Here is a 15816-nt window from a genome sequence, read left to right as displayed (position 1 = left end):
CTAACTTGCCATAATTGACAATTCATATTGTCAAATGGATACAAATTTTATTTGTAGATATTAAATCAGTCTTAAAAAATCATTTTAAATTTTGGGATCGAAAGCATCCCGGATGGCTTCACCGATATAGATGAGTAAAGACAAGACAATGGCTAAAGTCAGAAACCCGGATAAAGCCAACCACGGCGCATTGAGATTATTTTTACCCTGCAGTAATAATTCACCTAGAGAAGCGGTTTCGGGTGGCAAACCATAACCTAAAAAGTCCAGTGCAGTTAGTGCGCTAATATTGGCAGTCAGCATAAAAGGTAGTTGTGACAGGCTGGAACCCATCACATTGGGTAAAATATGCCTGAACATGATCCGGCCATGCCCTGCACCAATACTTTTCGCTGCCCAGACATATTCCAGATTTCTGGCCCGTAAAAATTCAGCGCGCACCATCGACACCAGTGTTGTCCAGCCAAAAAATAGCATGATCACAAATAGCCAGTAAATATTCGGACTAAACACACTGACCAGAATCATGACCATAAACAGCATCGGCAGGCTGCTCCAGACCTCAAGTGCACGTTGCCCGATCAGGTCAATCCAGCCACCATAATAGCCTTGAACTGCACCGACCAGCACACCTAATCCTGCCGACAGCAAAGTCAGTGCAAAGCCAAACAGCAAGGAAATACGCAAGCCATATAGAATCCGTGCCAGCACATCCCGTCCCTGATCATCTGTTCCTAGCCAATTTTGCCTGCTTGGAGGTGAAGGTACTGGAATATCGAGTGCCAAATTGGGTGTGTCATAGCCGAAGCGGATCACCGGCCAGATTGCCCAGCCTTTGGCATTAATCAGCTGCTGTACCGCAGGATCCTGATACTCGGCTTCAGTTTCAAAGACACCCCCAAAAGTCGTTTCAGGATATGACTTTATTACTGGCAGATAATAGGAGTCCTCATACTTGATCAGTAAAGGCTTATCGTTAGCGATCAGCTCAGCACCAAGTGACAAGATAAAAATAATGACAAAGGCAATGCAGCAGGCAAATCCGGTTTTATTATTTTTAAAACGTTGCAGGCTGGCGCGTAGCATTGGTGACATTATTTCAATCCTCGCGAATCGAAATGAATCCGGGGATCAATTACCCGATACAGCACATCACTGATCAAACGTAGCACCAAGCCCAATAAAGTAAAAATAAACAAAGTTCCAAAAATGACCGGATAATCCCGCTGCAGAATCGCTTCAAATCCCAGCATGCCCAAACCATCCAGATTAAAGATGATTTCAATAAACAGGTTCCCGACAAATAAAATACCGAGCAAAGCTTCTGGCAATCCAGCGATCAACACCAGCACTGCATTGCGCAGTACATGCCGATAGAGTACTGCCCTTTCCTGTAGTCCCTTCGCTTTTGCTGCCAGTACATAGTGTTTACTGAGTTCTTCCATAAAGGAAAATTTCACCAGATAAGTCAGCCGTGCAAAACCACCTAGCACCATGGCCAGTAGCGGCAAAGCCATATGCCAGAAATAATCCTGAATTTTTCCAAAGAAAGATAATTCATCAAAATTTTCCGAGCTTAATCCTTGTAAAGGAAACCATTGCAGATAGGAACCACCTGCAAAAAATACAATCAGCAAAATGGCAAAGATAAAGGCTGGAATGGCATAGCCCACAGCCAGCAGCAAAGACGTCGTTTGATCAAACAGACTGCCATGCTTTTTGGCTTTCTGGATGCCAAGAGGAATAGAAACCAGATAGATCAGCAAGGTACTCCAGAAACCTAAAGACAGTGAAACTGGCAATTTTTCCCAGATCAGTTCAGTCACAGCTTGGCCTTTAAAAAAACTCTGGCCTAAATCAAATTGGGCATAGCTTTTCAACATTTCCCAGAACCGTAGATGAACCGGTTGATCAAATCCATACTGAATCTTGATCTGCTCCAGCATTTCGGGCGTCAGGCCTTGCTGTCCCTGATACTGCAAGCCACCAATCGCCAAATTATTCGCATGCTGTGACTGATAGATAGCCTGTTCCACTGGACCACCCGGTGCAAGCTGAATCACCACAAAATTGATCAGTAAAACCATCAATAATGTCGGAATCATAAGAAGCAAACGTTTGACGATATAAGTGCTCATGGCACTCCCCAAAGCTGAAAACCTAGCGATATTTTAAGTACGGTGCCACTTGTCTGGCTTTAGCTGTATCCACCCACCAGTAATCAATACCCGCAGAAAGCTTGGGCTTGATCTTGGGCTGCCGATACATATTCCAGTAAGCATACCAGTATTCACCCGTACCATAGGTCGGAATATGATAATAACCGGCTCGCAATAAACGATCTAAAGCTCGGGTACTATAAATCAGCTGCTCCCGGCTTTGTGCCTGAACCACCTGATCAATTACCCGATCAATCACCGGATTTTGAATACCGGCATAATTATAATTGCCAGGCTGACGTGCCGCCTCACTGCCCCAAAACTGTTTCTGTTCCTGCCCCGGTGTCAGCGATTGCGGCATGGTATCCATAATCATATCAAACTGATAATTTCTTAGTCGCTCATAATACTGAGCCGTTTCCACCATCCGAATGTGAGCCTGAATTCCTAAACGTTTCAAATGCCGTAGATAAGGCATCAGATGACGCTGCTGTTCAGCCTGATGCAGTAGAAATTCAATCTGTACAGGTTGACCTTGAGCAGTCACCAGTTTCCCCTGCTGATAACGGTAACCGGCATTCAATAAAATTTGTCGCGCCTGTAATAAATTTTTGCGGTTAAACCCGGAGGCATCTGATTGCGGATAATGCCAATCCTGTAATACCGCCTGACGTTGCACCGGATGCAATTTAGATAAATTTGGTTGTAATATTTTCAGCTCCTGAGCACTCGGCTTGCTTGTAGATGCCAGTTCACTATTACTAAAAAAGCTGTTCAGACGCTGATATTCTCCATGAAACAAGGCTTTATTTAGCCATTCAAAATCATAGGCCAGAGTTAAAGCTTGCCGGAAGCGAATATCAGCAAAGGGCTGACGTCGCGTATTAAAAATCAGGCTTTGGGTTGGAATCGGATTGTGATGCTGAAAACGATAGGTTTTGATTTGGCCTTGCTGTACCGCAGGAAACCGATAATCACTTACCCAGCGGTTGACCTGTTTTTCTTCATGCAGCGTAAACTGGCCAGATTTAAATGCCTCAAACTTGATTTCCGGACTACGGTAATAGCGATACTGTATGCGATCAAAATTATAACGGCCGCGATTGACCAGCAGGTCTTTACCCCAATAATGCGGATTACGTTTATAGGAAATACTGCGTCCTGCATCAATACGTTCAATCACATAGGGCCCAGAACCCAAGATCGGTTTCAGGTTAATGTCCTTGAAGTTGCGCTTTTGCCACTCCTGCTGAGAATAGATCGGCATTTGCGTCACAATCATCGCCATTTCCGGATTATGGCGAGATTTAAAACTAATCTTAACTTTTGAAGGTGACAGGACTTCGGTTTTTTTAATATCTGCCAGATACATCTGCAAGCCGAAATTAGACTGGGTCTGGTACAGATCAAAACTGTATTTCACATCCTTAGCCGTCACTGGCTGACCATTACTGAATCTGGCTTTAGGATTTAAATGGAAAATAATATAAGCGGTCTGCTTTGGGTCAAAACTGACTTTCTCCGCCAGCAAAGGATAATAGACGCCGGGTTCATCCAGGGATTTTGACATGAGGCTGTCAAAAATATAATTAACCCCTTCAGTGACATTCCCCTTACCATTCATGCTGTTCAGGTTATCAAAACTGCCATCAGCTGCCTGAATCAGGACACCGCCTTTGGGCGCTTGCGGATTGGCATAAGGCAGAGATTTAGCCTGTGTATATTTGGGTACACTATGCAGTGCAATATATGGCGTCGTAATGACTGCTGCCCCGCTGGAACTGATGATCCAGGGGGCAGCAAGAATCCATAAAACATGGACGGGATTAAACAATTTCACGATCCAGAAATTAGTTTGGAACCTTAATCACATCACCAATACGCAATTGAGTATTGGGTTTCAGTTCATTCATTTCTGCCAGTTCATTGGTTGCCATACCATAACGGGATGCCAGGCCGATCAAGGTATCGCCACGCTTCACCTTGTATTCAGTGACAAGTTTTGGAAGCTGAAGCGTTTGGCCCACACGTAAACCGGCACGTGGACTAAGATTGTTCAGGCTCGCCAGATCAGTAACGGGTACTCCTACACGATTGGCAATCGCAATCAGAGATTCCCCGGATTTTACCGTATAGGATTCTGTTGCCTTAGAAGATGCAGATTTTGTTGCGACTTTCACTACCGGCTCTTTTTTGGCGATCTGAATATCTTCATTAATTTTTAAACGCTGTCCAATCCGCACATTGCTAGTGGTGCTTAGGCCGTTCAGGTCTGCCAGATAGCGTAATTGCAGATGATATTGGCGGGCAATCGAGCTTAAGGTTTCACCAGATTTCACGATATGAGTATCTGATTTGACATTCTTTTCCTGAGTCTCGGTGACCACTTCCTGCACAGGTTCAGGACTGCCAGATAATTTTAGATGCTGACCCACACGCAGATTGGCACTACGGGAAATATTGTTCAGGTTAGCAATTTGATCCATCGACAGATTATATTTTGCTGCAATTCCGGTCAGTGTATCACCCGATTGAACCGTATAACTGTCAGGAACCTGACTACCAGCTGGAATCTTGATGGTTTGACCAATGCGTAAGCCGCTGTTTGCAGACAGGCCATTTAACGCTGCCAGTTCAGATACCGTCAATTTACTTTGATTGGCAATGCTGTACAGGGTTTCACCACGTTTGACCTGATAGTTTTCTGTTGGCGTATGATCAACCTTAACGTTCTCAAACTTCTGTTCGACTTTTTCGGTTTTCTTACTGCTCGCAGTCAGTTCTTCAACTTCATTAAGAGGAACATTAATCTTCTGTCCGACCATCAAACTGCTACCCGCAGTTAAACCCGGAGTTAGTGCAGCAAGTTCTGCATTCGACAATGCGTAGCGATCTGCAATCAATTTCAGATACTCACCACGTTTAACGGTATAGGACTTGGTCTGAACTTTGGCAGTTTCGGCTTTTTTACTGTCTTCAGCTTTCGCTTTGCTGGCACTTTCTTTCAGGGAAAGCTTTTGCCCAACAAATAAACCGCTGGTCGTACTCAGATCATTATAATCAGCCAACTGTTTAACGCTCAGGCCGAACTGGCTGGCAACGCTGGTCAAAGAATCATTGGCCTGAACCACATAGCTTTCCGGTTTCTCTTTGGCTTTCGGTGCTTCCTGAACTGGCTTGGCATCATAGAGATAAATTGTGGTGCCCACATATAATGTAGAGTTTGGATCAATCTGGTTCCATTTCGCGACATCACGCCAGTTCACGCCATTTTTGGCTGCGATCAATGCCAGATTATCACCCGGTAAAACCTTATAGGTACTGCGCTTACCTTTCGGTGCCACAACCACGACTTCTGAATCAGTCTTGACATAGTTTTTGCCCTGATTGAGTCGAGCTTCAACTGAATCTGCACTGGTGTTTACAGCGACTTCTTTCGGATATGAGAATCCTTTGGTCAGCTCCTTACCCTGCTGCTCGGCAATAGACTGACTGGTCTGAATTGCAGTCAGTTTAATCTTGCCATCGTAAGGGTCAACAATTTCTGTACCTGCAGGTGCCAGTGCTTTGAGCTCTTCAATGACCTGTGCCTGTTCAGCTGCAGTCGCCACAGGTTGTAAAAGCTCATCCACGGTCTTATTAATTTCTTCTGCTGATACCACTTTCTGGATTTGCTGACGTTCAGCTGCGGTAATTGGTGGCTCGACCTGGATAGGCTTCACCGAAGCAACTGGCGTCACAGCAACCGGAATACGTGGCGCGCTTGGAATAGGCAATTCACTTTTTGCAGCAAATTCAGCAAGTGCTTCGGAACCACGTGGTGTGCTGACCCGTTTGGTGGTTTGTGCAGTTAAATTTGGTGTCGTCGTGGTAGAAATTGCTGCTGGTGTAGTCGTAGTTGGTTTAGATGTTGTTGTCGTAGTTGGAGCTTTAGTCGCTGTTGCAGTCTTAGCAGTCGTAGTGGCAAGCACCGGTGGTGTCTGCTTGGCAGGTACGATGATGGTACTGATTGATGCTGGTGCTACAGCTGGCTTTGGAGCTACTGTAGTAGTGGTCGTTTTAGGCGAGTTACTGACAGTACCTGCCCATAAGCCGCTTGAGCTAGATTGCAATTTTTTCAGTTTTTCATCTATCGATGGACTTAAGTCAGCCGGAATCAAAATACGGCGTGGACTTTCCGGATCAATACGGTCACCACGATGTCCCGGGTTAAGCTGATACAGTTCAGCACGACTTAAACCCGTAATCGCTGCGATCTCATTTAAATTGGCTGCACCGACAGTCACTTCACGGAAGTGAGGACGGTTGGCAATCGGTGGCAAACTCACACCATAAGTACCCGGATTTTTCACAATCTGCGCAACTGCCAGGAAACGCGGCACATAGTTCATGGTTTCCTGAGGCAGTTTCAAGGACCAGTAATCGGTAGGTAAACCTGCGGCCTTATTACGGTTAATCGCCTGCTGGATACGGCCTGGACCGGCATTATAAGAGGCCAAAGCCAATTCCCACGAACCAAACTGGTTATATAAGCTACCCAAGAATTCATAAGCCGCACGGGTCGATTCCACCACATCACGACGGCCATCGTAAAGTGAGGTTTGTTTCAAACCATAAATACGGCCGGTACTCGGAATGAACTGCCATAAACCTGCCGCTGCTGCACTACTGGTCGCCGCCGGGTCATAAGAACTTTCAATAATCGGTAATAAAGCCAGTTCCGTAGGCATGCCACGGCGCTCAGCTTCTTTCACCGTGTAATATAAATAGCGCGATGCACGGGCACTCAGGCGGTCCAGATAAGGCTGACGGGAAATAAACCAGCCACGCTGCGCATCAATACGCGGATTCCAGGTATTCAGATCCATCTTGAAACCCACGGTCATCCGTTTCCAGATATCACCATGCTTCAAAATCAGTAAGCGGTCACCTTCAACCGCACGCATATCCGTTGCAGAAAGTAAATCTTCCAGCCCATCCAAACTGCTTGCATCTAGATATTGTGAGCCAACCTGCTTGCTTGACGCTTTCTGGGTCGCACTTTGTGTAGAAGAACAGCCCGTCAGTCCCAAGGAAGCGAGAGCCGTTCCAAGTACAGAAAATTTTAAAAATGCTGGTAATGCGGGCTGCCACAAAATTGCGGTTGGTTTATACATAAAGAAATCCAAACAATTCGTATATAAATTTATTTTTTAGATATGCCATTGTAGTGAAGCATGTCGTGGACACAAGGCATTAATTTACCCCGATTTCACGTTAAATGTTACAAGAAATTAAAAAAACTGGTGCATCTAGACGCATCAAGCGTATTTGCGTTATACAATATCCGCTTCAGCAAGTTCTTTTTTGATCGGATTTTAATTTATGTCTCACACTATCACGCTATATGTTGATGGCGCCTGTCGCGGCAACCCGGGTTTAGGCGGTTGGGGTGCGTACATAATTACCGAACAGCAGGAACACAAAATTTGCGGTGGCGAAGATCATACCACCAATAATCGCATGGAGCTGACCGCAGCGATCAAAGGCATTCAGTTCTGTCCGAAAGATGCCAAGCTGGTCATTTATACCGATTCCAATTATGTCAAACAAGGCATTACCGAATGGATTCATGGCTGGAAAAAGAAAAACTGGAAAGACGTTAAAAATCCGGATCTATGGCAAAAACTGGATGCCACCTGTCAAGGCCGCGATATTGAATGGCACTGGGTCAAAGGCCATGCCGGACATCCTGGCAATGAAATGGCCGATCAACTGGCCAACCAAGGCGCAGATGAAACCTTGAAAAAATCCAAATCAGTGACTGCAATCACTGAAAATAAAAAAAAATCTGAACCTGACTGGCTTCTAGACGACCCTTTCGGGCTGGACCTTGTCGATAGCGAAGAAGAACTCGAAGAGAGCATGGAAATGGCTGTAGAAGAAATGGAACAGACTGAAAATTTGGAAACAACTGAAAATACCGATGAGTCCGCTTCAGTCACTTCAGATCCAACCGAACTACATCCGCAAATTGTGATTACACCGCCGACCTTAGAGCTGCATGGCCCTCGTCAATTGATTCTGGATACTGAAACCACCGGTTTCTATTATCAGGATGGTGACCGGATCATTGAGGTCGGTGCGATTGAAATGATTAACCGAAAACTTACCGGCAGCTCAATCCATATTTATATCAACCCGAAAAAACCGGTTGGTGATTCGGTGAATGTCCACGGTATCACCGACGAGTTCCTGCAAGACAAGCCGCTGTTTGAGGAAATCTCTCAGGTGCTTTTTGACTATCTGCAAGGTGCCGAAATTATTGCGCATAACGCAACCTTCGATATGAACTTCCTGGATATGGAGTTCAAGCGTGCAGGCTTTGTCGCGCTTTCTGAAGTTTGTGAAGTGACCGATACCCTGGCAATGGCCAAATCCAAGCATCCGGGACAAAAAAACTCTCTAGATGCCCTCGTGCGTCGTTATGAAATTCCACAGCGTGACCGTACCTTCCACGGTGCCTTGCTCGATGCGGAAATTCTGTCCGATGTTTATCTGGCCATGACCGGTGGACAGGTCTCTTTTGATATGGATGCCCTGTCACATACCGAAGAACAAGGCGGCAGTTCAGGCACTGTGAAAATCGAAATTGAATTGCCTGTGATTCTTCCATCAGATGAAGAACTTGCCGAACATGAGAAATGGGTCAAACAATTTGAAGAAAAGCATGGAACGCCTTGCCTTTTTGCCAAATAAAATCTAAATTTCAAGCAGTAATTTCGCTTTTAAAATACAGTTCTTCAGTTATAGTAATTCCAAAGAGGCCCCGTCCGATAAAGCGGGGCTCATATATAGATAATACTCAAGGAAAGGTGCAGATCCATGTCTTACCAAACCTCTATACATTTTGATCCAACAGCTTTACTGATAATAAAAAATGAGGTTGATAACTCGATCAAGTTAGTCGAATCAGCAGTAAGCACCTTGGTAGAAGATCAAACTTTACCTTTTGGCATTGACGATGCATTAAATCAGTTCGAACAATGTGCACAGGTACTGGCACTGATTGATATGCCGAATCTGGCACAAATTGCACAATATTCAGCAGAACTGATGCGCAAGATTATGGGGAATCCGGCGCAGGTCAACACTCAGGATGTGATCGCATTGAGTGAAGGCACCACCATGCTGAAACGCTATATCGAATTTATCTGCTTGCGTGAAGTGAAAATCCCGCAGTTCCTGCTCGATACACTGAACCGTCTGGAACTTGCGCTTGGTAAACCATTAACCACTGAAGGTCAGCATATTGAACCTTTGCTTGACCTGATTACTCCAGACTTCCAGTTACCCCAAGTACCAGGTCTGGAAAAATCCAAATATGTGCAACGCCTGTATAAACTGTCTCTTAACAAACTGCTAAAACAGGAAGAAAGCGAGATGGACCTGCAGGCGATCAAACTGGTCGGTACTTATCTGGCAGGTCTTTCAGCAAGTCATCCAAGCAAGCAATACTGGCATCTGGTGCATGTTGCTTTTGATAATATTGATCACCTGCTCATCAATGAACCACGTTTACGTACTTTAATCAGTATTGAACGCAACATGTCGCAGTACTTTAGTTCAGCCGACAGCTTCAAAGCCTCTCTGTCTGATCTGGCAAATGTATTAAGCTTATGTATCAGTCAGGAAGATGCAACTGCACAGCAAATCCGTAGCCAGCTGAATATTGGTGATGATCTACTGACAGATATGCAACTTCAGGTCTTCAGCCGTCACCTATATGGTCCGGACTTCGAAACCATGCATACCATTAGCGAACTGGTGACTGCGGAAATGACCCAGATCCGCAATGATATCGAATACAACTATCAGCACATGACACCTGAAAAAACTCAGGAACTTCAGACTCAGCTGAATAGCCTGGCCAATATCTTCAAGGTTCTGAACCTGAACGAAGCCTATCATGATTTAAACCGTCAGGCAGCTTCACTCAGCCAGGCAGATATTCTGAAAGATGAGTCTTTTGCCCAACAATTGATGAATGTAATTCTATCCGCGATGAACTCGATTGGTGTATTGGAGCGCCATCATACTTCGAGCCGCTTGCAGCTACGTGTGAATAACATGAATATCTCGCTGGATCGTCTGGACGAAGCACATAACGCTTTGTTGAATGAAACCAAGGCAATGATTGAATTATCTAGCCAGATTCTGACTGATTATCTGCAGGATCAAGATCTAACCAAACTCGAACCTGTACCCATCCAGTTCTGTGAAATTGGCGGTGCCATGCTGTTCCTGAATGCTGAACATGTGAAAGCTGCATTCAATACGACTGCCCTGTTCATCAAAAATCGTATTGAACAGTCGCTTGCATTAACACCAGTAGAAATTCATCATGCGCTGGATGCATTGGCTAGTGCCGACATGATGATCGAAAACTTAAAGAACAAACAGCCTGTATTACAGTCCATGTTTAAGGTAGCATTAGACAGTAGTGAGAAACTGAAAATCGTTGCCTAATGTCTAAAAAATTATCACTTGCTTATATTTTCCATCAGCAACAGTTGCTGGTCGATCAACACTTTCAACTGCCTCAAGTTGAAGCTCTGGCAAGTGATTTGCTGCTGAATCCGGGTGATCAGGTGGTTGCCCGTGATCTTCTTCCAGATGAGCCAATTCCTGAAGGCTTGCAACTGGTTCCAATCCGTCAATTATTACAGTTCTGGAATGTTCAGCAATTTGAACAGGCCAGCCGTGCTGTGCAACTACTGGAATGGCGCCGGAATCACAAGTTCTGTAGCCACTGTGGCACCCCGACTGAAGCCCATGCTGTTGAATATGCCATGGTTTGCCCAGCTTGCCATTATCGTCAGTATCCAAGGGTGCAACCTTGTGTGATTACTGTGATTACCCGCGGTGAAGATGAAATTTTGCTGGCCAAAAATGCACGTAATACCAAAAGCCAGATGTATGGTCTGATTGCCGGATTTGTCGAAGTTGGGGAAACGCTTGAAGAAGCGGTACGTCGCGAGACGCTGGAAGAAGTCGGCTTGAAAGTGAAAAATATCCAGTATCTTGCCAGTCAGCCGTGGCCCTTCCCAAGTAACCTGATGATTGCCTTCAAAGCAGAATATGCTGGCGGTGAGCTGCAATTGCAGGAAGAAGAAATTAGCGATGCGAAATTCTTCAAGTTTGATCAGCTGCCTGAAATTCCATTTAAAGGCAGTATTGCCCATGCCATGATCATGCATGTGACTCAAGGCACGCCAGTCGCAGATGATACCCGTGAATGGCTCTAAGGTTTTTAATTAAAAAAGCCCGGTTTTTATACCGGGCTTTTTTGTGGGAATTACCATGATCACAGATCTTCATTTAAAAGCATCTTCTAGCGCCCACATCACACGCGGCTTGGTTTCAAAGAACCGGCTAAACAAACTGGACAATGAACCGATCATCGTAATATGACCCAGTTTCGGAATGGTAATCAGCTCACTATGATTGCCATGGTCTTTTAAAACCCGGTCCAGATCCTGACTGTTGAAATGACCGACAATATTGTCCCGCTCTGCCATGAACAGATAATGTTTGGTGGAGGTATTTTCCACAAAATAATATGGCATGACCTGCTGATACGGAATCGACTGGTCAAAAGCATCGGCACAGATCGGATCATCTTTATAGTCAAAATGATAAGGACCTGCCAGTCCAATAATGGCGCGGATCTGTTCCCGCTCAATCATGGCCTTTTGTGGATGGTATAGCGCTGACATGACATTAAATGCCCCGGCTGAATGCCCCATTAAGACCAGATTTTCCGTAGAAACATTTAACTGGTCTGCATGCTGCTGCAAATGATTTAGCAATAAATGCAGGTCATTAATATAAATCGGGAAAATATGTTCAGGCGCTAGATGATAATTCATCACCACCACATCATAACCTTCTTTGGCAAAGGCCTCGCCGATGAAGTGGTAATCCTTTTTATCACCATGCAGCCATGCACCACCATGGACAAAGATAATCAGGGGGCGATGTGCTAATGGCTGATGGCTTAAAAACAGATCAAAACGTTGACGGGCTTTTAAGCCATAGGCTAACTGGGTTTCAACACTATAACCCTGTTTGGGGGTTAACCGGTTCAGCGCATAACTGCCAAAATCATAGATCCGGAAATCTTTATAACGTTGTTGGACTTCAAGGATCTGATCTGACAGCTGCGTTTTAAATTGACTGACCTTATGGAACATCGGTCGGTTCAACTGTATCAGGATCGATGGCGACTGGAGTCTGTTCAACACCCGACTGTGCATAAGATGCAGGCGCTGCAAAATTCTGGTTAGTACTATAACCAGAGCGCTGATCCACGTTGTCGATGAGCGTGACAATTTTCGTGATATTCCCCACTTGTTGCAGCACCTGATTCAGGTCATCGATTTCAGCACTGTTCAGACGTCCCATCACATACAGTACACCATCTTCAGTATGCACATGCACTTTGCTGTCAGACACCACCGGTGCTTTCATAATCAAACCACGGGTATTCGCCGTCACGGCGGTATCCTGCATGATCGTAGTGTAGCTGCTCTGGTTACCCACAGTGATAAAGTTATGCACCGCTCTGACATCACTCATGGATTTGACATTATCTTCTGCCAATTGCTTGAGATGCGCATCCGGCACCTGCCCGGTCAACAGGACATTACCATGGAAGCTTTCAATATTGACCCTTGACTGTTTAAAACGTGAATCCAGTTTATAAAGATTAATTTTTGCAGTACGTACAATAGAAGAATCGATAAATACCTGTCCTAGCGTCCGAGCTCCATTTTCGGTACCTACAGGAGCCGTACCAGTACCGCTAGAAATAAAGCTGGCACAACCCGATAAACTTGCGACACACAGCATTGTTATTGCAATACGCTTAACCACTCAGCAAGACTCCTTAATTTTAATCAGTCTTATTTCAATATAATAATCTGGTTTTTCAAGGTCAGATATTCTTCATCATACTTGAACTTTCCCATGATGCTGCAAATTTTATCTACCGCATCCGATCTTATTTTATTCAAAGATTAATAAACTCTTGATCAAAAGTAAAAGCATTTTCAAACCAGTGCAGATCATAAGGGTATTGAGAAAAATCATGCTGTATGGTTTTTGCAAAATACCGATTAAAATCAAAACAAATCACATCAAAACGATAGTAATAATGTGCAAACTGTGGATTTTTTTGAATAAAACATACAGCCGTTTGTAGGACTTTTCGTTGCTTGGCAGAGGAAACAGATTCATAAGCCAATGCATAACCCGTTTTAGCTCGTGCTTTTACTTCGACAAAGACCAGTTCCTGCTCACGCTGCATGACCAGATCAAGTTCACCATAGCGGCTATGCCAGTTTCTGGCAATGAGCTGAAAGTCTTGTTGTTGCATCAGTTGCGCAGCTTGTTGTTCTGCCCATACACCTAATTGTTTCTGCATCGCTGACTCTTATAGTGCCTTGAGACCTTTGGCACTCTGCTGAAAACAGGATGGTGTACGTTGTATGCCCTGATCCGATACCCGAATCATTCCAGTACGACCCTGGAATTCAATATTGCGTATTTTTTTATTGTTTAAATAATACTGGGTGATTTGCCAGGCATCGCCACCAAAAGCAATCAAGCGCTGATAGGACATATTCACCGGTGCCTGTTGATGAGCCTGCATCACATCAGGCCAGTTAGCAAAATAAAGTACCGGCACATCGCAGAACTTGATGCCTCGTGGCGGAACATGCTGTTCATTAATTGCATTTGCGACTGTATAAATCCGTTTATGTCCCAAACCCTGTAAGGATGCCAGCCAGTCCGCATTGCCAAGCAATAATATCCCCTGCTTGCTCTTCAGAAAAAATGGTGGCTTCTGGATCATTTCCAGTTGCAGCTCACTCTGACTAAGTAGTGACATTAGCAGAAGTTCATGTTCTGACTCACTACCCGGTTGGCGCATCACAAACAGTTGCTGAATCCCATCTTGCGCAATCTGCTTCTGTAAGGCAGCCGCATCTTCTTTTTTCGACAGGCTAAATTGCCAGATATTTGGCGCTGTAAGACTACTTTCATTCAAACTCAGTGTACGAATCTTGGGTTTAGTTTGCACCAGCTGCTCTACATCCTGACGTGCCAGAGGGCCGATCACCATTTGCGTCTTTTTACTGACATGCTGTTTGAGTAACTGAGAGATTTTTTTCTGATCTGAATTGACCCATTTCAATGGTACTTTCTGTCCGGACGCTGTATATGCACTGAGAAATCCTTGCTTGATACTCGAAGCGGCTCGCGCCAAGGGGCCGCTTTCAGGTAGAATAATCAGCACTTCTGCTTGTACGCTGCTGACGCAGGCCAGTAACCCCAAGCCCAAAATTTTATTTTGAATCTTCCATTTTTTATTATTCGATTTATTCCACATGGAGAAACCTATGAGTGCTCAGTTATTTGTTGTTGCGACTCCAATCGGGCACTTAGATGATATTAGTTATCGTGCAATTAATGTATTGAAATCGGTGAGTCTTATTGCAGCTGAGGATACACGAACTTCTGCACAATTACTTAAACATTTTAATATTCAAACACCTTTGACAGCCTGTCATGAACATAATGAAAGCAACAAGATTGATCAGCTGATTCAACGCCTGCTCAATGGTGAAGATATGGCATTGATCAGTGATGCAGGCACGCCACTGATTAGCGATCCAGGATTCAAGTTTGTCCGTGCTGCGCAAGAACATAATATTCATGTGGTTCCTGTACCGGGTGCATGTGCTGCAATTGCCGCTTTAAGCGCAGTAGGTTTACCGAGTGACCGTTTCAGCTTTGAAGGCTTTTTACCGTCTAAACAAAGTCAGCGACTCTTGACTCTGGAAAAACTGAAAGATGAAACCCAGACCTTAATTTTCTATGAAGCACCACACCGCATTCTGGAATGTGTTAAAGATCTGGCAGCGGTATTCGGTGCAGAGCGTCCTGTCGGTTTTGCCCGTGAAATTACCAAGACCTTTGAAACCATCAAGAAAATGACACTGGGTGAACTGGTCGAATTTGTTGCCAATGACCATAACCAGCAAAAAGGTGAAATCGTACTGGTGATTGGTGGTTCTATCGAAGAGAAAGATCTGGATCAGGAAAAACTGGATAAATTGTTACTGCGTTTATTGCAGGATCTGTCTGTCAAAGCAGCTTCACAACTGGCTGCCGATTTGACCGGGATTAAGAAAAAAATCGCCTATCAACGTGCTTTGGAACTAACCTCTGCCAACGATTAATTTTTCTTTACCCATAAAAAACACCACAATCAATGTGGTGTTTTTTTATTTACTAATATTGAGTGCAATTATTCTCTTGCAACGGATTCATCAGCTGGAACTTCAGTAATACGGCCACCGCTTGCCAGAAAAGCCGCAATTTCATCTTCAAGTGCCTGACGTTTTTTCTGCTTAGCAGTTACAGTCAAAGTTTCAGCTTCTAATACGTCCGTATCATTCACAACTTCTTCGCTACTTGCAGCGCCTTTTTCTGCTGCTTTTGCTTCATCGTCGTCGATTACAGGATCTTCTACATCATCATAATCATTTACGTCTGTCATTTTGCTCTCCCCACAAATGGCTTCGCTTTTATCTATTGAACCAAGCTT

General features: G+C 44.5%; 13 protein-coding genes. 4 read left to right on the top strand and 9 right to left on the bottom strand.

Annotated features, from left to right (window positions below; translation table 11 throughout):
- Window positions 1–84 precede the first annotated feature (84 nt).
- Genes FTU00_RS05005 through FTU00_RS04990 form a run of 4 tightly spaced genes read right to left on the bottom strand, consistent with a single transcriptional unit; the run spans window position 85 to window position 7315 of the window.
- Complete coding sequence (locus FTU00_RS05005; protein ID WP_166138250.1) at window positions 85–1095, bottom strand: ABC transporter permease; 1011 nt, start codon at window positions 1093–1095, stop codon at window positions 85–87.
- Entirely contained in the window at window positions 1095–2138 is a 1044-nt protein-coding gene (gene yejB / locus FTU00_RS05000; protein ID WP_004782850.1) for a microcin C ABC transporter permease YejB, read from the bottom strand. Before yejB ends, FTU00_RS05005 begins: the two co-directional genes overlap by 1 nt.
- A 22-nt stretch (window positions 2139–2160) precedes the next feature.
- Window positions 2161–3993: an extracellular solute-binding protein gene (locus tag FTU00_RS04995; RefSeq protein ID WP_159123351.1), complete on the bottom strand. Its 1833-nt coding sequence runs from the start codon at window positions 3991–3993 to the stop codon at window positions 2161–2163.
- A 16-nt stretch (window positions 3994–4009) separates the two neighbouring features.
- Window positions 4010–7315, bottom strand: a complete 3306-nt coding sequence (locus FTU00_RS04990) for a LysM peptidoglycan-binding domain-containing protein (protein WP_180179231.1) — start codon at window positions 7313–7315, stop codon at window positions 4010–4012.
- 208 nt (window positions 7316–7523) lie between these two features.
- Here FTU00_RS04990 and dnaQ point away from each other — a divergent pair, with 208 nt between their 5' ends.
- From dnaQ to nudC, 3 genes are all read left to right on the top strand, one after another.
- A complete protein-coding gene (gene dnaQ / locus FTU00_RS04985; protein WP_180179230.1) occupies window positions 7524–8897 on the top strand; it encodes a DNA polymerase III subunit epsilon in 1374 nt (457 codons plus the stop codon).
- A 126-nt stretch (window positions 8898–9023) separates the two neighbouring features.
- Window positions 9024–10667, top strand: a complete 1644-nt coding sequence (locus FTU00_RS04980) for a chemotaxis protein (RefSeq protein ID WP_180179229.1) — start codon at window positions 9024–9026, stop codon at window positions 10665–10667.
- Complete coding sequence (gene nudC, locus FTU00_RS04975) at window positions 10667–11446, top strand: NAD(+) diphosphatase (protein ID WP_180179228.1); 780 nt, start codon at window positions 10667–10669, stop codon at window positions 11444–11446. The genes FTU00_RS04980 and nudC overlap by 1 nt, the downstream gene beginning before the upstream one ends.
- 69 nt (window positions 11447–11515) lie before the next feature.
- On the opposite strand, the gene FTU00_RS04970 is transcribed toward nudC, so the two are convergent.
- The 4 genes from FTU00_RS04970 to FTU00_RS04955 form a co-directional block, all read right to left on the bottom strand.
- A complete protein-coding gene (locus FTU00_RS04970) occupies window positions 11516–12394 on the bottom strand; it encodes an alpha/beta hydrolase (protein WP_159123346.1) in 879 nt (292 codons plus the stop codon).
- Complete coding sequence (locus FTU00_RS04965) at window positions 12384–13076, bottom strand: BON domain-containing protein (protein WP_159123345.1); 693 nt, start codon at window positions 13074–13076, stop codon at window positions 12384–12386. The genes FTU00_RS04970 and FTU00_RS04965 overlap by 11 nt, the downstream gene beginning before the upstream one ends.
- A 136-nt stretch (window positions 13077–13212) precedes the next feature.
- Window positions 13213–13626 carry a YraN family protein gene (locus FTU00_RS04960; protein ID WP_159123344.1) on the bottom strand — a complete coding sequence of 138 codons (414 nt, stop codon included), beginning with the start codon at window positions 13624–13626 and terminating at the stop codon, window positions 13213–13215.
- Between the two features lie 9 nt (window positions 13627–13635).
- Window positions 13636–14595 (bottom strand): penicillin-binding protein activator, encoded by a 960-nt coding sequence (locus FTU00_RS04955; protein WP_166138268.1) that lies wholly within the window; start codon window positions 14593–14595, stop codon window positions 13636–13638.
- A gap of 10 nt (window positions 14596–14605) precedes the next feature.
- Between FTU00_RS04955 and rsmI the strand changes: the two genes are divergently transcribed.
- The gene (gene rsmI, locus FTU00_RS04950; RefSeq protein ID WP_180016844.1) at window positions 14606–15448 is read left to right on the top strand and encodes a 16S rRNA (cytidine(1402)-2'-O)-methyltransferase; all 843 of its coding nucleotides are present in this window, start codon (window positions 14606–14608) and stop codon (window positions 15446–15448) included.
- Between the two features lie 68 nt (window positions 15449–15516).
- Here the strand turns inward: rsmI and FTU00_RS04945 are convergent, their stop codons facing one another.
- A complete protein-coding gene (locus tag FTU00_RS04945) occupies window positions 15517–15768 on the bottom strand; it encodes a hypothetical protein (RefSeq protein WP_004782870.1) in 252 nt (83 codons plus the stop codon).
- Window positions 15769–15816 lie beyond the last annotated feature (48 nt).

Origin of the sequence: Acinetobacter sp. YH12041 (assembly GCF_013419975.1) — a bacterium.
Lineage (GTDB): Bacteria > Pseudomonadota > Gammaproteobacteria > Pseudomonadales > Moraxellaceae > Acinetobacter.
Note: the sequence above shows the minus strand (reverse complement) of the source record. Positions and strands in the feature narration are given on the sequence as shown.

Bases quoted from the DNA above. Each gene is read 5' to 3' on its own strand.
- FTU00_RS05005 (WP_166138250.1), bottom strand. From the start codon at position 1,095: ATGTCACCAATGCTACGCGCCAGCCTGCAACGTTTTAAAAATAATAAA.
- yejB (WP_004782850.1), bottom strand. From the start codon at position 2,138: ATGAGCACTTATATCGTCAAACGTTTGCTTCTTATGATTCCGACATTA.
- FTU00_RS04990 (WP_180179231.1), bottom strand. From the start codon at position 7,315: ATGTATAAACCAACCGCAATTTTGTGGCAGCCCGCATTACCAGCATTT.
- dnaQ (WP_180179230.1), top strand. From the start codon at position 7,524: ATGTCTCACACTATCACGCTATATGTTGATGGCGCCTGTCGCGGCAAC.
- FTU00_RS04980 (WP_180179229.1), top strand. From the start codon at position 9,024: ATGTCTTACCAAACCTCTATACATTTTGATCCAACAGCTTTACTGATA.
- nudC (WP_180179228.1), top strand. From the start codon at position 10,667: ATGTCTAAAAAATTATCACTTGCTTATATTTTCCATCAGCAACAGTTG.
- FTU00_RS04970 (WP_159123346.1), bottom strand. From the start codon at position 12,394: ATGTTCCATAAGGTCAGTCAATTTAAAACGCAGCTGTCAGATCAGATC.
- FTU00_RS04960 (WP_159123344.1), bottom strand. From the start codon at position 13,626: ATGCAGAAACAATTAGGTGTATGGGCAGAACAACAAGCTGCGCAACTG.
- FTU00_RS04955 (WP_166138268.1), bottom strand. From the start codon at position 14,595: ATGTGGAATAAATCGAATAATAAAAAATGGAAGATTCAAAATAAAATT.
- rsmI (WP_180016844.1), top strand. From the start codon at position 14,606: ATGAGTGCTCAGTTATTTGTTGTTGCGACTCCAATCGGGCACTTAGAT.
- FTU00_RS04945 (WP_004782870.1), bottom strand. From the start codon at position 15,768: ATGACAGACGTAAATGATTATGATGATGTAGAAGATCCTGTAATCGAC.